At 63.1% G+C, this 18,480-nt stretch carries 19 protein-coding genes and 3 pseudogenes; 11 read left to right on the forward strand and 11 right to left on the reverse strand.

The annotated features are described in order from the left end of the window. Nucleotides 1–689: 689 nt before the first annotated feature. The 3 genes from QZ613_RS06085 to QZ613_RS06095 form a co-directional block, all read right to left on the reverse strand. Nucleotides 690–1,103, reverse strand: coding sequence for a hypothetical protein (locus tag QZ613_RS06085; RefSeq protein ID WP_291903916.1), 414 nt, complete (start codon nucleotides 1,101–1,103; stop codon nucleotides 690–692). A 264-nt stretch (nucleotides 1,104–1,367) separates the two neighbouring features. After that, nucleotides 1,368–1,667: a DNA-binding transcriptional regulator gene (locus tag QZ613_RS06090; RefSeq protein ID WP_043564296.1), complete on the reverse strand. Its 300-nt coding sequence runs from the start codon at nucleotides 1,665–1,667 to the stop codon at nucleotides 1,368–1,370. Then, on the reverse strand, nucleotides 1,651–2,031 hold the full coding sequence (locus tag QZ613_RS06095; protein WP_043564298.1) for a type II toxin-antitoxin system RelE/ParE family toxin: 381 nt from the start codon (nucleotides 2,029–2,031) through the stop codon (nucleotides 1,651–1,653). Before QZ613_RS06095 ends, QZ613_RS06090 begins: the two co-directional genes overlap by 17 nt. 171 nt (nucleotides 2,032–2,202) lie before the next feature. Between QZ613_RS06095 and QZ613_RS06100 the strand changes: the two genes are divergently transcribed. After that, nucleotides 2,203–2,820 (forward strand): recombinase family protein, encoded by a 618-nt coding sequence (locus tag QZ613_RS06100; RefSeq protein ID WP_043564299.1) that lies wholly within the window; start codon nucleotides 2,203–2,205, stop codon nucleotides 2,818–2,820. A gap of 30 nt (nucleotides 2,821–2,850) precedes the next feature. Further along, a pseudogene (locus QZ613_RS06105) lies at nucleotides 2,851–5,843 on the forward strand (Tn3 family transposase). A 179-nt stretch (nucleotides 5,844–6,022) separates the two neighbouring features. Here the strand turns inward: QZ613_RS06105 and QZ613_RS06110 are convergent. The 3 genes and pseudogenes from QZ613_RS06110 to QZ613_RS06120 all read right to left on the reverse strand — a co-directional run. After that, nucleotides 6,023–6,217 (reverse strand): annotated as a pseudogene (locus tag QZ613_RS06110) (DUF4158 domain-containing protein); the annotation flags it as partial. Nucleotides 6,218–6,221: 4 nt separating this feature from the next. Further along, the gene (locus QZ613_RS06115; RefSeq protein ID WP_043564301.1) at nucleotides 6,222–6,617 is read right to left on the reverse strand and encodes a putative toxin-antitoxin system toxin component, PIN family; all 396 of its coding nucleotides are present in this window, start codon (nucleotides 6,615–6,617) and stop codon (nucleotides 6,222–6,224) included. Then, nucleotides 6,617–6,856 (reverse strand): ribbon-helix-helix domain-containing protein, encoded by a 240-nt coding sequence (locus QZ613_RS06120; protein WP_043564303.1) that lies wholly within the window; start codon nucleotides 6,854–6,856, stop codon nucleotides 6,617–6,619. The genes QZ613_RS06115 and QZ613_RS06120 overlap by 1 nt, the downstream gene beginning before the upstream one ends. 204 nt (nucleotides 6,857–7,060) lie before the next feature. Here QZ613_RS06120 and QZ613_RS06125 point away from each other — a divergent pair. Next, nucleotides 7,061–7,324 (forward strand): annotated as a pseudogene (locus QZ613_RS06125) (recombinase family protein); the annotation flags it as partial. Between the two features lie 144 nt (nucleotides 7,325–7,468). Here the strand turns inward: QZ613_RS06125 and QZ613_RS21095 are convergent. Both QZ613_RS21095 and QZ613_RS21100 read right to left on the reverse strand, forming a co-directional pair. Next, nucleotides 7,469–7,747, reverse strand: coding sequence for a hypothetical protein (locus tag QZ613_RS21095; protein ID WP_363319502.1), 279 nt, complete (start codon nucleotides 7,745–7,747; stop codon nucleotides 7,469–7,471). Continuing rightward, nucleotides 7,744–8,250, reverse strand: a complete 507-nt coding sequence (locus QZ613_RS21100) for a hypothetical protein (protein ID WP_363319501.1) — start codon at nucleotides 8,248–8,250, stop codon at nucleotides 7,744–7,746. The genes QZ613_RS21095 and QZ613_RS21100 overlap by 4 nt, the downstream gene beginning before the upstream one ends. 645 nt (nucleotides 8,251–8,895) lie before the next feature. Between QZ613_RS21100 and QZ613_RS06135 the strand changes: the two genes are divergently transcribed. Next, entirely contained in the window at nucleotides 8,896–9,603 is a 708-nt protein-coding gene (locus QZ613_RS06135) for a hypothetical protein (RefSeq protein ID WP_291864599.1), read from the forward strand. A gap of 51 nt (nucleotides 9,604–9,654) precedes the next feature. Here the strand turns inward: QZ613_RS06135 and QZ613_RS06140 are convergent, their stop codons facing one another. After that, nucleotides 9,655–9,987 (reverse strand): thioredoxin family protein, encoded by a 333-nt coding sequence (locus QZ613_RS06140; RefSeq protein WP_043564311.1) that lies wholly within the window; start codon nucleotides 9,985–9,987, stop codon nucleotides 9,655–9,657. Nucleotides 9,988–10,253: 266 nt separating this feature from the next. Here QZ613_RS06140 and QZ613_RS06145 point away from each other — a divergent pair, with 266 nt between their 5' ends. After that, nucleotides 10,254–11,552 carry an HD domain-containing phosphohydrolase gene (locus QZ613_RS06145; protein ID WP_291864594.1) on the forward strand — a complete coding sequence of 433 codons (1,299 nt, stop codon included), beginning with the start codon at nucleotides 10,254–10,256 and terminating at the stop codon, nucleotides 11,550–11,552. Here the strand turns inward: QZ613_RS06145 and glpK are convergent. Further along, nucleotides 11,531–13,042 (reverse strand): glycerol kinase GlpK, encoded by a 1,512-nt coding sequence (gene glpK, locus QZ613_RS06150; RefSeq protein ID WP_291864591.1) that lies wholly within the window; start codon nucleotides 13,040–13,042, stop codon nucleotides 11,531–11,533. The genes QZ613_RS06145 and glpK overlap by 22 nt on opposite strands. A gap of 486 nt (nucleotides 13,043–13,528) precedes the next feature. Between glpK and QZ613_RS06155 the strand changes: the two genes are divergently transcribed. Both QZ613_RS06155 and QZ613_RS06160 read left to right on the forward strand, forming a co-directional pair. Beyond that, nucleotides 13,529–13,798, forward strand: coding sequence for a ribbon-helix-helix domain-containing protein (locus QZ613_RS06155; RefSeq protein ID WP_043564313.1), 270 nt, complete (start codon nucleotides 13,529–13,531; stop codon nucleotides 13,796–13,798). Continuing rightward, entirely contained in the window at nucleotides 13,798–14,073 is a 276-nt protein-coding gene (locus tag QZ613_RS06160; protein WP_043564315.1) for a type II toxin-antitoxin system RelE/ParE family toxin, read from the forward strand. The genes QZ613_RS06155 and QZ613_RS06160 overlap by 1 nt, the downstream gene beginning before the upstream one ends. 162 nt (nucleotides 14,074–14,235) lie before the next feature. Here the strand turns inward: QZ613_RS06160 and QZ613_RS06165 are convergent, their stop codons facing one another. Beyond that, nucleotides 14,236–14,811 carry a TetR/AcrR family transcriptional regulator gene (locus tag QZ613_RS06165; protein ID WP_043564318.1) on the reverse strand — a complete coding sequence of 192 codons (576 nt, stop codon included), beginning with the start codon at nucleotides 14,809–14,811 and terminating at the stop codon, nucleotides 14,236–14,238. Between the two features lie 417 nt (nucleotides 14,812–15,228). On the opposite strand from QZ613_RS06165, the gene QZ613_RS06170 reads away from it, so the two are divergent. From QZ613_RS06170 to QZ613_RS06185, 4 genes are read left to right on the forward strand one after another with little or no spacing between them, the layout of a single operon-like run. Continuing rightward, on the forward strand, nucleotides 15,229–15,978 hold the full coding sequence (locus QZ613_RS06170) for an electron transfer flavoprotein subunit beta/FixA family protein (RefSeq protein ID WP_043564320.1): 750 nt from the start codon (nucleotides 15,229–15,231) through the stop codon (nucleotides 15,976–15,978). 2 nt (nucleotides 15,979–15,980) lie between these two features. Continuing rightward, a complete protein-coding gene (locus tag QZ613_RS06175) occupies nucleotides 15,981–16,913 on the forward strand; it encodes an FAD-binding protein (RefSeq protein WP_043564322.1) in 933 nt (310 codons plus the stop codon). A gap of 22 nt (nucleotides 16,914–16,935) precedes the next feature. Next, nucleotides 16,936–17,601, forward strand: coding sequence for an energy-coupling factor ABC transporter permease (locus QZ613_RS06180; RefSeq protein WP_291864584.1), 666 nt, complete (start codon nucleotides 16,936–16,938; stop codon nucleotides 17,599–17,601). Between the two features lies 1 nt (nucleotide 17,602). Further along, entirely contained in the window at nucleotides 17,603–18,328 is a 726-nt protein-coding gene (locus tag QZ613_RS06185; RefSeq protein ID WP_291864581.1) for a hypothetical protein, read from the forward strand. Nucleotides 18,329–18,480: the final 152 nt, after the last annotated feature.

Raw genomic sequence — 18,480 nt, forward strand, 5'->3', positions numbered from 1 at the left:
AATTTCGGCAAAGTGTTGAAACAATGTGTATTTATCAGTATTCGCGCATTCGGTTCAACGTGGAAAAACACTATTTTTTGCGAACTGTTAATCCGTAGGTCCCTGGTTCGAGCCCAGGTCGGGGAGCCACAGAAAATTCCTAGTAGTACAAGCGCTTAGCTCAGCCCACAAGGCTGGGCTTTTTGCGTTCTGGGCGGGCTTCCGGGCCTATACCGACCTGGGGGTGGGTCTGTCGGTGCGGGGCAGGGGGTTTGTGCAAGGGAAGGGCGACGGCGCGGTGGAGGCATGTGAGTGTGCGGCCGGGTGGGTCCGTGGTGGCGCCTCTCGGCTGGTCGGCGTTCTGGCGGCACCGTTGCCGGTCGGCGACCATCGATCTGCTGCCGGCCTCATGCCAAGCGATTTACTTCCGGCCGGCCGGCCCTACAGTCGGCATGGTGACCGTCATTGTGACGATTCATTCCAACAACGTTTATCTGCCACGAGTCGTTAGCGTTTCGACCGGGGCCACTGCGGCGGCTGATAAACACGATTCTTTAGCACCCGAGGCCCCCGATGGATGAACCGTTCGAGATCGAAGCACGCGGCGTTTCAAGGGCCACTGCCCGCAACCTCCCAAGCTGCCCATCGCCGCCTGGATCAACCCACCCAAGCAGGAGAACGCGCCGACGAAAATAGACGATCATTGCTCACTAAATTAATGTGCATCGGTGTCTCAAAGTCATTGACACGCTCCGCTCATCCACCGGCGTCGTCTTTGCCTTTGGCGGCGCAACGATACCGGGAGCACGAAGGACCATCAGAAGATGGCCGAGTGCGGCGCTCAGGTTGCGACGATCACGATGGGTTGGGCCGGTGCAGCGGCATCGCGGAAGATGGCTATCAAGGAATTCGTAAACAACGGATTCGTCGATGCGTCGCAAGCATCGACGCCGACGGTGCATCCATTGCGCGAAATGGGCAATGCCGCGTAGGCAGTTTTTGAACGTGGAGGCAGCGTAGCCGCGGTCAGTCAGGTACTGCTTGTAGGCATCAACGTAGGGCGCCAACGGCCCCTTGGCGAGCCAGTCGATTCGGTCGGGTCGAGATGTTCGTTCGTTTGCCATGATGGTCTCCTTGTGTGGGACCATCACTGCACCTTGCAGCGAAAACTATGTCGAGACCTACATCACCCCGCGTCGCCAAATCCACTGCCGCTACGGCGCCTCAGTGATTCTCGTCGCACCAACTGCACATAGTTTCAAACTGTGCATAGGGGGGATAGGCGACCGGCCGCAATTGGCCGTCAGCTGCCCACCGCAATAAAATGACAAATGCCTGTTCCATCGGTTGATCGGTTGTTGTGTCTATCGCTACAGCAAGAAACTTGTTCAGACCAGCACTTCCAGCCCCTTGCGCTCAATCACAGAAAGCAATCGTGCCGCAGCACCACTGGGCTTCTTATCGCCGTTTTCCCACTTCTGAACGGTAGAAATGCTGGCGTTGAGGTAGGCGGCGAATACAGCCTGGCTGATGTGCAGGTTCTCTCGCAAGCGCCGGATCATTTCCGCCGTGTAGGCCGGAGGTGGCAGGCATTGCGTTTCAAAGTCACGCAATGTTTGCTTGTTCACAGCGCCAACGTCATGCAAACCACGCATCGTTTCCAGTGCTTCGTTAATCATTCGGCTCATGTTGCACCTCCATCAATTCGTTAGCTTTCAACGCAGCTTCAATCTGCTCGTTACTGAGCATGACTAAATTGCTCGCGAGGCTCTGGTAAATCCCCAGCTCGCGCTGGGTAATGTTGTCGCGGTCCTTCTTCTCAAACCCAAAAAGAAAGTACAGCGTGCCAGCGAACCGGGTGGCCAGCAGAGTGCGTGTGCTACCGCTTTTGCCTCGCCCAGGGAGCCCTACTCTCTGCTTGAACAGGTTGCTCCCCAGATCCGCATCGATCAGCCCACGTTCCATATCGGCGATGGCCTTAAACAAGGCGGTGTTGGTGACGCCAGCTTTCCCAGCCCAACGATCAAATACCCGTGTCTTGAAAACTCTCATGGCTCATTGTATCACTTAGTGCAACACGGTCAATGACCGGCGCAACTCCGGGGCGAATCTGGCCAACTTGAATAGCCAAATGGTTAGTGGACAATTTACATCGTGTTTCGCTTTATTGGCCATATCATCTATAGTTGGCCAAGTTCCGTATACCCATCTTGGCCAGGCTCCATGAAAGTCGCCCGCATCTATCTCCGCGTCAGCACCGATGAACAGGACCTCACCCGCCAAGCCGAGATCGAGCACAGTACCCGGGCGGCCGATTACTACGTCGCCGGTGTCTACCGTGAGAAAGCATCCGGTGCCCGCGCCGACCGGCCTGAACTACTGCGGATGATCGCCGATCTGCAACCGGGCGAAGTGGTGGTCGCCGAGAAGATCGACCGCATCAGCCGACTCCCATTGGCCGAGGCCGAGCAACTGGTTGGCTCGATCCGGGCCAAAGGGGCGCGGCTGGCCGTACCGGGTTTGGTCGATCTCTCCGACTTGGCGGCTGACGCCGACGGCGTCGCCAAGATCGTGCTGGAGTCGGTGCAGGAACTTCTGCTCAGGCTGGCCCTGCAAATGGCTCGCGACGACTACGAGACACGCCGCGAGCGGCAGCGCCAAGGTGTGCAACTGGCCAAGGCGTCCGGCAAATACACCGGTCGGAAGCCGGATGCCACCACACACCAGCGCATTGTTGCCCTGCGCCAGGCGGGCCATACGATCCAGAAAACCGCCAAGCTGGCCGGGTGTAGCGAAAGCCAGGTCAAACGAATTTGGGCCATGCACCAAGGCAAGCCGTAAGGGTGTAGCCGCCGTTCTACGGAAGCACGCATGCCGGTCAGCTTTCTGTCCAACAAACAGTGCGAGAACTATGGTCACTACACAGGGGCACCGTCACCCCACGACCTCGCCCGTTACTTCCATCTCGACGATCCCGACCACGCGCTGATCGCGCAGAAGCGCGGCAAGCACAACCGGCTCGGTTTCGCCGTTCAGCTCGGTACGGTGCGTTATCTCGGCACGTTCCTTGAAGACCATCTGGCTGTGCCGGTGCCGGTGCTGCAGTCGCTGGCCAGGCAATTGCGCATCGAGGTGGGCAGCCGTGTGTTGGCTTATCGTGCGGGCGAGCAGCGTTGGCAGCACAGGACGGAAATCCGCCGCTCCTATGGCTATGTCGAGATCACCGAGCGCCAGGTCGGCTTTCGCCTGACCCGCTGGCTATACGCGCTGTGCTGGACCGGCACCGATCGCCCAAGTGTCCTGTTCGAGCGAGCCGTCACCTGGCTGGTGACGCACAAGGTGTTGCTGCCCGGCTGCAGCACCCTCGAACGCTATATCGCCCGCCTGCCCAGTCGGGTCGAGGAGCGGCTGTGGCGCTCTCTCGGCCGCGGTATCAGCGGCGAACAGCAGAAAAAGCTGGAAAACCTGCTGCTCGTCCCAACCGGCAGCCGAACCTCACCACTGGATCGCCTGCGCGCCGGACCGGTGATGGTCAACAGCCGATCACTGGTCTTGGCCCTGGTGCGGCTGAGCTCGGTACGCGAACTGGGCATCAGGCTGCCAGCCGCGGCTCGCATCCCGGCCACCCGTGTGGCGGCCTTGGCGCGGTATGCGGGCACTGCCAAGGTCGGTGCCATCCTGCGCTTGCCGCATCCGCGCCGCTTGGCGACGCTGGTCGCCTTCGCGCATTGCCTGGAAGCTAGCGCGCAGCATGACGTACTGAAAGTGCTGGAGACGATCCTGCGCGAATTATTCGGCGACGCCATCAAGGCCGACAGGAAAGCGCGCCTGCGCTCGCTGAGGGATCTGGATCAAGCGGCCGCGACCCTGGCCGGCGCCTGCCAGATACTGCTGGATACCGGTTTGCCAGATGGCGAGCTGCGCACCAGATTGTTGGAGAAGATTCCACGCACCACGCTCACGCAGGCGCTGGAAGGCGTCCAATCCCTGATCCGACCCGCCGACAACGTGTACTACCGGGAGTTGGATGCCAAGTATCGAACGGTGCGTTGCTTTCTGCCGGCTCTGGTCGAGAACATTCGCTTCGGCGCGAACGCCGCCGGCGAGCCGGTCGTCGCTGCCTTCGATTGGCTGCGGGCCAACATGAGGCGGAAGAGGCCAGGCAACGATGCACCGCGCGAAGTAGTCGGCAAATCCTGGCAGCGGCATGTTCTGCGAGGTGATGACAGCGTCGATTTCCACGCCTATATCTTTTGCGTGCTGGATGAATTGCACACGGCCCTGCGCCGACGTGACGTGTTTGTGGCGCCAAGCTGGCGTTATGCCGATCCGCGCACCGGCCTACTCGATGGCGCCGAGTGGGAAGCCACCCGGCCGATCATCTGCCGGACCTTGGGACTATCGGCCGATCCCGAGCCGACGCTGACCGCCTTGGCTAGCGAGCTGGATCGCACCTATCGTGCGGTGGTCGACCGGTTGCCCGACAACCCGGCGGTGCGATTCGAAACGACTGGCGACAAGCACGACCTGGTGCTCAGTCCCTTCGACAAGCTGGATGAGCCAGCCTCGTTGGTCGCGTTGCGCGAAAAGGTCGCCGGGTTGCTGCCTCGTGTCGACCTGCCCGAACTGATTCTGGAAATTGCCGCACGGACGGGTTTCACCGACGCCTTCACCCATATCTCGGAGCGAACGGCCCGCGCCGCCGATCTCCCGATCAGCCTGTGCGCGGTACTTATGGCCGAAGCGTGCAATACCGGACCGGAGCCGTTGATTCGCGGCGACGTCCCGGCACTCAAGCGCGAGCGCTTATCCTGGGTAGACCAGAGTTATGTCGGCGATGACACGCTGACAGCGGCCAACGCGATGCTGGTCAATGCGCAATCGTGTCTGGTTCTGGCAACCTTTTGGGGTGGCGGCGAGGTCGCATCGGCCGACGGCATACGTTTCGTGGTGCCGGTGCGCACGGTGCATGCCGGCCCCAATCCCAAATATTTCGGGGTTGGTCGCGGTGTCACCTGGTACAAGCTGATCTCTGACCAGTTCTCAGGCTTGAACGACATCACCGTGCCCGGTACCTTGCGTGACAGCCTGATCCTCCTGGCCGTGGTGCTCGAACAACAGACCGACCTTCAGCCGACGCAGATCATGACCGACACCGGCGCTTATAGCGACGTGGTGTTCGGTCTTTTCTGGCTGCTTGGCTATCGCTTCAGCCCGCGATTGGCGGATGTCGGCGGCACACGCTTCTGGCGAATCGACCCGCAGGCTGACTACGGCCTGCTCAACACCGTTTCGGCCCACCATCTCAGTCTGCAGAAGATCGTACCGTATTGGGACGACACGTTGCGCCTGGCCGGTTCACTCAAACTCGGTCGCGTGCCGGCCGCCGGAATCATGCGCACACTCCAGGTTGGCGACCGGCCAGCAAGGCTGGCACTGGCTATCGCTGAATTCGGCCGGATCGACAAGGCCATCCACACGCTGACCTACATCGATGACGAAGCCAAGCGGCGCGCTACGTTGACGCAGCTCAACAGAGGCGAGGGCCGACACAGCGTTGCTCGAGCCGTGTTCCATGGCAAGCGCGGCGAGCTGCACCAACGTTACGCGAAGGACAGGAAGACCAGTTGGGCGCGCTCGGCTTGGTGCTGAACATGATCGTGTTGTGGAACACCATCTACATCGCGGCAACCGTGAAGCAACTGCGCTCGGAGGGCTACCCGGTGGCAGACGAAGACGTGGTGCGCCTGTCTCCGCTGCTGTACGAACACATCAACATGCTGGGGCGCTATTCGTTCTCGGTTCCGGAAGCTGTGACCAAAGGCGAATTGCGACCTTTGCGCAATCCCGCAGACGACGAATAGGCGGCGCGCTTGCCCGGAACTGGGACCACGGATACCTTGGGGAAGAAGTAGCGGAAGCGTGCGGCTGCTGTAGCCATGGCTGGTCTGACGATGACAAACACCTAACTCGGTTTTCCGTTCCACTGCACCTCAAACCCCGGGATGACGGAATTTTCGGCGGTTCCGGCTTACAACCCCTGGAAGGTACCCAGAAAGCGCGCCGTCGCCAGTTGAAGCGCGTAACCCAGGCGACTCCTGTCGCGCCGCTTGCGGGCGATCCCCGCCCGGTCATCGTCGTCCAGGTAGAAGTAGCGCGCCAGTTGCTCGGCGGAGGGGGTTGCTGGATACCGGCCGTAGCGTTCCCGTTGTGTGGCGGACAGGAAGCTGACCGGCATTGCATCAAAGTGTTTCGGCGCAGAAGACGGTGGGGGTGACGATGCGCGCGCGACCAAGGTTGCCCAGTTGCAGCAGCCCGGCGCGGCGATCGCCGGTCAAAGCCATCGCGAGCAGGAACGCGTCATTCGGATCGCTCACATCGACACCCTCCGGGAGAGGTGGCAGGACTCCCAGCACGACCGCGCGCTGCATGTTGTTCACCATTGTGCCGATGCGGTGGGCAGGCAGTATGGTCTTGAGTTTTGGGTAACGGCTTACGCGTCGCAGTTCGTCAAGCTGCGCCGTCGATGTCACCAGATCGAACCTGGCCGCGCGCCAGGCGCGATAGATCGTGTCAGGCGGGCCGTGCGGCGAAATCAGTGCACCGAGTAGGACATTGGTGTCCAGGATGACGCGCATCAGTGCTCACGCGCCCATTGCACCGCCTCATCGACGAGGTCGGCCAACTCAGCTTCGCTCATCTTGCCGGTCGCTGTCTTGGCTTGTTCGACGGCCCTCTCCAGGAGGTAGGCACGCACGGCTTCCTCGATGAAGCGCGACAGGTCTCCCTTGCGGCCACCGCCTTGTGCCGCGATGAACATACGCACGGACTGATCCGTGTCCGGCGACACGGCGATGTTCCAGCGGACTGAATTCATGATGCTCTCCGGTGTTTGTGTGTATAGATGTTTGTACGCTTGTCGATAGGCCATGCAAGTCGGTGCAGTAAAACGATCGTTTTTCAGCGCTTTAATGGATCTTCCATGGCACGCCAGGAATGGACGGATAAGCGGTCCGAACTAGCGGTACGTTTTATCAAAGTGAAATAGTAGGCAACACAAGGAGTTAAACGGAACATTCCCATGATAATTGGCTATGCGCGGGTGAGCACGCGCGACCAGCACCTGGACTTGCAGGCGGATTCACTCAAGCACGCCGCGTGCAAACGCATCTACCAGGAGGTGGCGAGTGGCGCGAAGACCGTACGCCCGGCGCTCGACAAATTGTTGGATCAGCTACGAGCCGGCGACGTGCTGGTGATCTGGAAACTCGATCGTATGGGCCGCTCGCTCAAGCATCTGGTCGAACTGCTCGGCAACCTGATGGCGCGCAAGGTCGGGCTGCTCGGTCTGTTCCGGCTACTTGTGGATATTCAAGGTCGCAATGATTACCCATACCGCGCGAGACGCGGGTCAGCCACGTCCAGTTCGCCAGGATCAGCCGTGCGGCGATCCGCTCAGCCAACGGCAATCGCCGTTACTGCGCCGGAATTACTTCATGCTTTCGAGCACGTCGACCAGCACCTGGTCGAAGGTGTCGACGCGGATGAGTCCCAGGCGTGGGTACTCGATGTCGATGACGACGTGCACCGCCAGGGCCATGCTCGCGGCAAAGCCGATCATGTGGAGCCAGCTGCGCGCCTTGGCGGCGGACATGCCGTAGCCGGCGAGCAGTGCGGCAATCAGCGCCAGTCCGTAGAGCAGCACGAAGATGACCACGGGGGGGTGCATCGCCGTCGCCGTGGTACGGGTGGTGGTGATGTCGATCATATCTGGTTCAGCGCCGGCAATAGCAGCATCGTGGCGGCGGGTGGCGCGTCGTTCATCTGGCTGGCGGCAAGCGCCTGGTTCCAGATTTCTCCCTGCAGCTTGATTGAATGCGCCAGTTCGGCCTTGGCCGCTGCGATGTCGGGCAGTTTCCGATAGGCCTCCAACCGGGAACCGACGTAGCGCCGGAAGAGAGCGCGCAACGCCGGTTGCGCGCCGGGAGGCAGAAGGTCGAGCCGCAGGTAGGCGGTGCCAATGTCGTTGGCCTCCTGGACGACCAGGTTCCGACGCTCGTCAAAGCGCGTCGCCGCGCCCGAGAAAGTGAAGGCGATGAGCAAGCCGAGGAGGGCGAACACCGCGCCATCGACCGCGCCGGTACCGGCTTGTGCGCCGTCCGGATCGATGGAGCGGCGGCGAACGCCAATCCGTCGACCAATTTCGAGCAGCGCGACCATGCCGAAGAACAGGACAAGGCTGATCAGCGAAGCGAAGGCGGTGTAGCTCACGGAGTTCTCCTTCTGGCCGGCGATTCCTCGCCATTGTCGTCGACAATCGGCAACCCCTTATAGCGCAATCGGTGGCTGCTGTGGCGACAACTTCTTCGTCGAAGGACTGGGGAGAGGCGTCGGTCACGAATTGGTGTGTTCCAAGGCAGCGACAGCGTCGCCGCAGCAAGCACCCGCCTGCGCTCAGTTCGTGGCGTACGAGCCCAGCGGGCGCCATCCGTTCTGGAGAAAAATCCCGCAAAATCAGCAGCGCACGAGAAATCGGTCAGCCGACCGTAAGCTGCAGGGCGCCACTGGGCAAGCCGGGTGTGCGGTCCAAACCAACGCGATCATCCCTTCGGTATCGTGGTGTCGGAATATCTTACACGGCGCTGAACTCGGTCCGGCGCGCGTCAACGTGACGCGCGTCATGCTTCTGTTTCAATTGAATACTTTGACTCCGCCAGCGACATGGCCCAAGTTTTGCTTATTGCTCGCCAGACGGAAGAAGGCGCCGTCCATGCGAATGCGCCTTGCGATTGACAAGTGGCCACCGCTGCGAGGGTCAAAGCCGCGTCCTTTCCGCAAGACCTGGCCCGGATTTGATGGGCCGAATCTCTCCAGTCTGGAGTCATTTCTTCATTTCGAACTCGCAGGAGAAGCACCTTGAAATCCATCGTCGATCGGGCAAGTCGCCGGCTCATGCTGGCCTGCGGTCTGCTGGTTCTAGCGCTGCCGGTGGTTCACGCGGACGTTATTCCGTCGGGCACTACCTACTTGACTGGGTTCGGCAGTGGTACCGCCACCTTCGTCACGGATGGTACTTCCAACACCATCCGCTTTGGCGAACAGACGCGCGTCGCCACCTGCCTGGACGGCGTCATCGGCAGGGATGCGCCGCTCGGCTCGATTGTCGACGGCAGCAGCAACACGATCATCTTTGGACCTTCGATGTTCCTGAGCCTGCAGGTCGGGCAGTCGCTCGCCTATCAGCCGATCGGCAACATCCAGGACGGCACGTCGAACACGATCTTCATCGGCGAGAACGAGCCTGGCAGGAGATGTTTTTCGGGCGAAACCGCGATCATCGACGTCGGTAACGCCGTCGTCGACGGGACCAGCAACACGATCGAATTCGGCGAGAACTCGCGCTTCGATGTCTGTTTCCGCCAGGTCAGCGTCGGACGCATCGTCGACGGCACCAGCAATACGCTTGAGTTTGGCGAAGTGACGAGCAGCCCGGTCTGTTTTGCGGACGTGCGAGTCGGCACGCCGGCAGTCGCGACGGTCGCCGAAGGCAGCACCCTGGGCTTGCTTGCCATCGGCCTGGCCGCTCTCGCGAGGCGTCGCCGCGTCCGCTCCGGACCACTCTAGATCAGGGAACTCGACAGGGCTGCTCCGCACAAGGGCGCGTGCGGCAATCCTTCACGCAGTCTCGGAAAACCGGGCGAGCGCGTGTTCGATCTCGCCGACGTCGGCAGGCCGGACGAGACGCGCGACTTCCCTGCCACGGTGCAGGAAGACAAGAGTAGGCCAGAGCTTGACGCGGAACGAACGTCCCAGGGGAAGGCCGGGGCCGTCTTCGATCCTGATGTGGCCGAGCTGTGGATGACCGGCCAGGACCTGGGCGATCAGGGGCTGGGCGGCACGGCAGTAGCCGCACCACGCGGCGCCGAACTCGATGATCGTGGGTTCTTCGAGGGCGTCGATCTCGATGCGTGAGGGTTCGCCCCCCGACGGGAATGCTGAAGCGTTCATGGACTCTCCTGGGCCAGCGGTTGCAAATCTGCCCGCAAGCTTAGCATTGCCGGGCGCCCTGGTCGCGGCAAGACGCTGGCGGTGGCGGTCGCAGGTGGTGTAGTGTTGCACGTCGCAGGGAACCGAAGAATTCCACCGACGACGTGGTTTCAAGCGGCTGTCCGGTTTGCTGAAAATCGCGCTGGAAACGCGGCGCCGCAGCAGCCCGCACGTCGTTGCGAGGAGGCGTCGCCGGAAGTCTTATCAGGAAGGCAGCTCGACAAGAGATGACTCTGAGAATCGACCTAAGAAGCGCGATTCTGGCGCTCTCCGACGCCCTCGATCTGGTCGGCGTCAACGACTTCCAGCACGGGAAACGGGTGGCGATGATCGCTCGCGAGACGGCGCTGCTGCTCGGCCTTCCGGAACGACGCCTGGACCGGCTGGTCTGTGCCTGCCTGCTGCACGATATCGGCGTCTCGTCGACCGCCGAACACCGGCGCCTGCTGCGTGAAGCCGACTGGGACCACCGGCATGCGCACTGCGAAACCGGCTATCGCCTGTTGCAGCCGTTTGCGCATCTGGCGCAGCTGGCGCCAGCCATCCGCTACCACCATACGCGCTGGGTCGATCTGCCCGGCGACCTCGACGAGGCCGACGCGCTGGACGCCAATCTGATCCTGCTCGCCGATCGGGTCGACGCGATGGTCCTCAGCCGCGGGCTGGACAATCCGCTCTTCAGGCGTGCGGGGATCAGCGAGGAAATTGCCGCGCTCGCCGGCCGCGAACTGTCGCCGGCGGTGGTCGAGGCGTTTCTCGCCGCGGCTGGCCGCGAGGCGTTCTGGATCGCACTGGTGCCGCGTCATGTGCAGCGTTATCTGCTCGATGTGCCGCTGAGCGACTGGCGGCTGACCATCGACTTCCCCCAGTTTGGTCACGTGGCGCGCCTGATTTCGAGCATTGTTGACGCCAAGAGCCACTTTACGGCGGCGCATTCGCTGGGCGTTGCCCAGCTTGCCCGCTATCTCGGCGAGCGCGTCGGCCTGGCGGGCGATTCCCTGGCCGAGGTCGAGGTGGCCGGGCTGATGCACGACGTCGGCAAGCTCTGCGTTCCCGACGAGATCGTCGAAAAGCCCGCCCAGCTGACGCCGCTGGAGTTTTCGGTGATGGAGCGGCACAGCTTCGAAACCTACCAGATCCTGCGCCACATTCCCGGCCTCGAAGAGGTCGCCGAGTGGGCGGCTTTTCATCACGAGGCGCTTAACGGTCAGGGTTATCCGTTCCGCCGCGGCGCTGACCAATTGTCGATCGAGGCGCGTATCGTGGCCGTCGCCGATGTCTTTCAGGCGCTCGCGCAGGAGCGTCCTTACCGCGGCGCCCAACCAGCCGCCGAGATTTCGCGCTTGCTGGGCGATTTCGTCGCCAAAGGGGTTCTCGACGGCGACCTCGTGGCGCTGGCCTGCGACGATCTGGACAGCAGCTGGCGGGCGGCGACGCCGTCGCCAATGGCGAGTCCCTGTGCAGCCCCCGACGGCGGCGAAGGGCTGGCCGCGCTGCAGCGCTCTCAGTCCGCCTCGACCCAGTGACGACAGCGTCCGACCGCCCGGCGCCAGCCATGGAGCAGCGTCGCGCGCTGGTCGTCGGACATGCCCGGTTCAAAGCAGCGTTCGGCACGCCAGAGCGAAGTCAGCTCGTCTTCGTCGTGCCAGAAATCCACCGCCAGCCCTGCCAGGTAAGCGGCGCCCAGCGCCGTGGTCTCGGTGATCTGCGGACGGACGACCGGTACTCCGAGCAGGTCGGCCTGGAACTGGAGCAGGAGATTGTTGCGTGCAGCGCCGCCGTCGACGCGCAATTCGCGCAGGCGATTGCCGGCGTCCGTCTCCATGGCCTGCAGCACGTCGGCGCTCTGGAAGGCGATCGCCTCGAGCGCCGCGCGGGCGACATGTGCGCGCGTGCTGCCGCGGGTCATGCCGAGCAGGGCGGCGCGGGCATAAGGGTCCCAGTACGGCGCGCCGAGGCCGGCATGGGCGGGGACCAGGTAGACGCCGCCGCTGTCGGGAACCGAAGCGGCCAGGGCCTCGATTTCGTCGGAGCTTGAAATCAGCCCGAGGCCATCGCGCAACCACTGCACGGTGGCGCCGGCCATGAAGATGCTGCCTTCGAGCAGGTAGGTGGTCTGCCCGAGTTGCCGCCAGCCGATCGTCGCCAGCATGCGCTGGCCCGAGTCCATCGCCTGCTGGCCGGTGTTCAGCAACACGAAACAGCCTGTTCCGTAGGTGTTCTTGGCCATCCCGGGGGCCAGGCACGCCTGGCCGAAGGTCGCCGCCTGCTGGTCGCCGGCGATGCCGGCGAGCGCAATCGGCGCGCCGAGCAGTGCGCTGTCTATCTGCGTGATGACGCCACTACTGTCGACGACCTGGGGAAGCACGGCGGGCGGAATGTCGAGCAGGGCCAGCAGTTGCTCGTCCCAGCACTGTCGCCGGATATCGAAGAGGAGGGTGCGCGAGGCGTTCGACGCGTCGGTGACATGGACTCGACCGCCCGACAGCTGCCAGGACAGCCAGCTGTCGATGGTGCCGAAAGCCAGCTCGCCGCGTTCGGCGCGCTGACGCGCGCCAGGGGTGTGGTCGAGCAGCCATTTCAACTTGGTGCCCGAGAAGTAGGCGTCGATGACCAGTCCGGTTCGTTGCCGAAACAGTTCGGCATGGCCGGCGCGCAGGAGGGCGTCGCAGGTTCCTGCCGTGCGCCGATCCTGCCAGACGATCGCCCGCTGCAGCGGTTCGCCGCTGAGACGGTCCCAGAGCAGCGTCGTCTCGCGCTGGTTGGTGATGCCGATGGCGGCAATCTGGCTGGCGCCGATGGCGTTGTCGCGCAGTACCGCCTGGGCGACGGCGAGCTGCGTCTGCCAGATCTCCCTGGCGTCGTGTTCGACCCAGCCCGCTTGCGGGTAGTGCTGGGTGAATTCCTGCTGCGCGGCGGCGACGATGCCGCCATCGCGGGCGAAGACGATGGCGCGGGAACTGGTTGTCCCCTGGTCGAGTGCGAGAATGTATTGTTGGCGGGCGGTCGGTTTCATCGGGTAATCCCTCGTCGATCAGGGCGGCGGAGTCACGCCGGAGTCGCTTCAGAAGACGGACAATAAAACACGTTAATCCGTTTGCATAGGCCGTAGGGGCCTGAACGTGCCTCCGCCGATCTTGGCACCGCCGCGCCACAACAAGCTGCACGTCATTGCGAAGAGGCGTAGCCGACGTGGCGATCCAGAGGTTTGGTTTTTCGCTTCGCTGATCGAGCGCACCAGCAGTCAGACAATGGAACTGGATTGCCGCGTCGGCTACGCCTTCTCGCAATGACGGTGGCTGGGAAACGGTTGCCCGGACTGGGCGACCACGGTAGCGGTCTGCAGCAGCTCTATCCTGACGCATTTCAGGCGCTGGCTTTGACGACCAGTGAGGGTATGGCCCAAGGTGATACCTTGCTTGAGTGATTTGTTGTAAATAACTATGATTACATTTCAATCACAAGTAGATCGAGCTGTCCGGCAAACGAAGGAGATTTCGCAATGGCACAGACCGAAACCAAAGTGCTGACCGCACACGTTCCCATCCCCTTGGCCGAGAAGGTCGATCAGATGGCCGCTCGGCTTGAAAGGTCGCGCGGCTGGATCATCAAACAAGCGCTGTCGGCCTGGATCGACCAGGAGGAAGAGCGCAGTCGACTGACCCGCGAGGCACTGGCCGATGTGGATGCCGGCCGGGTCATCGACCACCAAGCCGTGCAGGCATGGGCGGATAGCCTCAGCTCCGACACGCCATCGCCGGTGCCGCGCTGATGGACCTGAAATGGACCAGCAAGGCGCTCTCCGACCTGGCTCGTCTACACGACTTCATGGCCCCGGTAAACCAGCCGGCGGCTGCGCGCACCGTACAGGCGCTAGCGGCCGCGCCGTCTGCCTTGCTGGCCAACCCACGCATCGGCGAACGGATTGATGAGTTCGAGCCGCGCGAGGTGCGCCGGATTCTCGTGGGGCATTACGAGATGCGCTATGAACTTACGGAAACCACCATCTACGTGCTGCGGCTGTGGCACACCCGAGAGGGTCGCTGACAGGCCCCCCTGCCGCCAACTCTGAAACACTCCTGCAGGGCGACTCTGAGGACGGCCAGAAGCACTGAGCCTTGCTGGCGTGCTTTGTTCTTCATTCTCAGAGACGACCCCAAGCTGCGCAAGAACGCCGAAGGTCCTGGCAGTGCTTGCTGCTGCGCCTGCCTACTCCTTGACGATCAGTTCGGCGATCCAGCGCTTGAGCTCGCCGATCGCCGGGTCGTAGCGCTCGCAGGCCATCAGGCTCTGCCCGAAGACGTAGGCGTAGAGCAGCAGGCTGCGGCTCTTTGCCTCTTCGTCGGAGACGCCGCGGCGGACAAACAACTGGCGGGTGCATTGCAGTCGCCAGCTGTCGACTTCCTCGACGATGGCGGCCGCCTGGGCGTCGCGTCGGGCCCATTCGCGAACCGCCAGCTCGATCGAGATTCCCTTGCGGTTGCGCGTCGCGCCATAGACGTCGATCAGGTGCAGCAGCTGTTCGCGTTCGCGGCCGGGGCTGGCTCCGGTCTGCTTGTCGATGTCGCGGATGCGCCCGTCGCGCCAGGTTTGGAGGACACCGTCGACCAGATCCTGGCGGTCCTTGAAGTGCCAGTAGAAACTGCCTTTGGTGACCCCGAAGTTCTTGGCCAGGACTTCGATGCGCATACCCTGCACGCCCTGTTCGGCGAGAACGTCAATGGCCGCTTCGATCCATTCGTTGCGGTCGAGGGTGACGCGGGCGCTGCTCTTGTCGGCTTTCATCGCTGTCTGCTTCCTTCTCTGGTCTCGCGCGGCGCGCCAGCGCGACGGGTCAACTTCCCCTGCCCGGGCCGCTGGCCGCGGTCCGGCACAGCCTGGCGCACGTCATCCATACGACAAGGTATGGCGTATTGTCCGGTCAGCGTTCGGCAATGTCAAACGCTGACGGCGCGATCGACCCGCCGTGACCATACTGCAGGGCGGGGCTTTTCTGAATGGCTCAAGTGAGGCAATATTGCTGGCTAGCGTTGCTCTGGCGTCGCCGCCGCTATTGACAGCCGTTTTGCCATACGGTACCGTACGCCATCCATACGACAGAGTATGGCCTGTTGTCCGGTCAACGGTCGGCACTGTCATCCGCGGGCTGGTCCCTCGGCTGCGTTTGCTGTCGATTACCTTGAAGTGATAAAGGAGAAGGTTTTGAAGATTCTCGTTCCAGTCAAACGAGTGGTGGATTACAACGTCAAAGTGCGCGTCAAGGCCGACGGCAGCAACGTTGATCTGGCCAACGTCAAGATGTCGATGAACCCCTTCGACGAGATTGCCATTGAAGAGGCCGTGCGTCTCAAGGAAGCCGGGATCGCCAGCGAAGTGGTCGCCGTTTCGGCCGGCGTGACCAACTGCCAGGAAACCCTGCGTACGGCGATGGCCATTGGCGCCGACCGCGGCATCCTGATCCAGACCGATGTCGAGCTGCAGCCGCTCGCCGTCGCCAAGCTGCTCAAGGCGCTGTGCGAGAAGGAGCAGCCGCAGATCGTTCTCTGCGGCAAGCAGGCGATCGACGACGACGCCAACCAGACCGGACAGATGCTGGCCGGCATGATGAACTGGCCGCAGGCGACGTTCGCCTCCAAGATCGTCGTTGCCGGTGAGCAGGCGACGGTCACCCGCGAAATCGACGGCGGTCTGGAAACCATCGAAGTCGCCCTGCCGGCGGTGTTGACCTCCGACCTGCGCCTGAACGAGCCGCGCTACGCGACGCTGCCGAACATCATGAAGGCCAAGCGCAAGCCGCTCGAAACGACCAATCCGGAAGCGCTGGGCGTCGACGTCACGCCGCGTCTGAAAACCCTCAAGGTCGCCGAACCGCCGAAGCGCAGCGCGGGCATCAAGGTGGCTGACGCCGCTGACCTGGTGATGAAACTCAAGACTGAAGCGAAGGTGATCTGATCATGGCCATACTCGTCATTGCTGAACACGACAATTCCTCGATCAAGCCGGCGACGCTCAACGCGGTAACCGCGGCGAGCAAGATCGGTGCTGAGGTGCATCTGCTGGTGGCCGGCAGCGCCTGCGCGCCGGCGGCCGACGCAGCGGCAAAGATCGCCGGTGTGGGCAAGGTCCTGCTTGCCGACGCTGCGCAGTTCGCCGACCAGTCGCCCGAGAATCTTGCCGCACTGGTGGTCGCCAACGCGGCGGCCTATGGTCACATCGTCGCTGCCGCAACGACGGTCGGCAAGAACTTCATGCCCCGCGTTGCCGCGTTGCTCGACGTGGCGCAAATCTCCGAGATTGTCGCCGTCGAAACGCCGGATACCTTCGTCCGCCCGATCTACGCCGGCAACGTCCTGGCTACCGTGCAGTCGAGCGACGCCATCAAGGTGATCACCGTGCGTGCGACCGCCTTTGAAGCAGCGGGCGAGGGGGGCAGCGCGGCCGTGGAAAACCTGGCGGCTGCTGCCGATCTCGGAAAGAGCAAGTTGGTCAATCGCGAGTTGACCAAGTCCGAGCGGCCCGAACTCACCGCCGCCAAGATCATCGTCTCGGGCGGCCGTGGCATGGGCAACGGCGACAATTTCCATCGGCTGCTCGAGCCGCTGGCCGACAGGCTGGGCGCTGCGCTGGGGGCGTCGCGCGCGGCGGTCGATGCCGGCTACGTTCCCAACGACTACCAGGTCGGCCAGACCGGCAAGATCGTCGCGCCACAGCTCTATATCGCCGTCGGCATCTCGGGTGCGATTCAGCATCTGGCCGGGATGAAGGACAGCAAGGTGATCGTGGCCATCAACAAGGACGCCGAGGCGCCGATCTTCCAGGTCGCCGATTACGGTCTGGTCGGCGACCTCTTCGAGGTCCTGCCGGCGTTGCTCGCCGAACTCGGCTGAGCAAAGGCGGGCGGCGGGCAGCGTGAACCTGCCGGACGGCCTGCTGGGCGGAGGCTGGATTCTGCTCTCCTGGCTCCTTTTCGTCGGGGTCGCGCTGGTTGCCGTGCGGCGGGCGCCATGGCGGGTTCTGGCCGACAGCGCACGCCTGAACGCCTTCCTGGCGACGATCGTTGCCCTTATCGTCCTCTGGCACCTGCAGGCCGGGGTCAGGCCTGGTCTCTCGCTGCACCTGCTCGGAGCAACGGTGTTCACCCTGTGCTTCGGCTGGGCGCTGGCCTTCATCGGTCTCTGCCTGGTGCTGGTCGGGGTCGGGCTGAACGGTTTTGCCGGCTGGCAGTCGTTTGCCGTCAACGCCCTCCTGATGGCTGGCGTCGGTGTCGCGGTGAGTCATGTGCTGCATCGTCTCGTCGATCGGCTGCTGCCGCGCCATATTTTTGTCTACATCTTCTGCAAGGGCTTCTTTGCCTCGGCGCTGGCGCTGATCGCGGTCGGTCTGAGCGCGTGCGCGCTGCTGGTGCTCAGCGGGACTTACTCGGCCGATTACCTGGCTGGCGAGTATCTGCCGTATTTTCTGCTGCTCGGTTTTTCCGAGGCCTGGCTGTCGGGAATGATGGCCACGCTGTTTGCCGTTTTCAGACCGGAACTTCTCGCCGATTTCGACGATGCGCAGTTCCTCGGACGAAAATGAATTGCCGTCTGACACGCCTTTCCGATCGCACCGCATACGCTACGGCTGCGCCATGCTGAGCGCCGGCAGAAAGCGCTGCCCCTGGGACTGCCGCGGCCTGAACGCCGCAGCGGTGGCGGCACTGATCCTGCTGGCTGCCGGTGCCGATGGCAGTGAAGTGCCGGAACAGAGCCCGGCGCTGGGGCGAAAGGCGCCGGCTGACGCAGGCCTGACTTTGCGCCTGAGCAGGGAATTGTCCCTGCCGGCGGGACGTGCTTCGACCAGCGAGCTCGGTCGCGACCTGCTGCGACTGCAACGGAGGACGCTGCAGATGCTCGGCGACCGGGATCACGCGCCACAGGCGCTGACCGAAAAGCTGGTCTGGCTGGAGGCGGATCTTGCCGAGCTGAAGAGGGTGGAGGCCCGCCTCGCCGCTGAAGCGGGTGCTTCGCCGGCAACGCGTCCCGCGGCGAAGTCTGCGCCGCCCACCGCAGCGCCGGCGACGGCTGGCCAGCGGCCAGCGGAAGCGGCAGTGGGCGTCGAGGCTTGGGCCTTGTACGCTGCCCTGGCTGTACTCGGCTTGTTGGCCAGCGGGTGGTTCTTCCGCCGTCGGCGTGCCGCCCGGCAAAGACGCGCTTCGTCGCGCCAGGCGGCAAGCGAGCACGGCGGGAAGCGGGCCACGCCGTCGCGGACGGCCAGGGAGGCCGCAGCGTCGGCGAGCATGGCGCCGTGGGGGACGCGCGAGTGAGTCGAAGTGCGGCCAAGCGGCGGCCTGCCGGTGGGCGAAGAGAACGGTTTTTTTTGATTGAGATCAGGGCAGTGCGCGCAAGCCCCTGCCCGCTTGAATAGCACCCCCCAAGACGGTCATGACGCTGATGATCGTTGTCCTCGCAAGTCAAA

The sequence above is a fragment of the Candidatus Accumulibacter sp. ACC005 genome (genome assembly GCF_907163215.1).
Classification (GTDB): domain Bacteria; phylum Pseudomonadota; class Gammaproteobacteria; order Burkholderiales; family Rhodocyclaceae; genus Accumulibacter; species Accumulibacter regalis.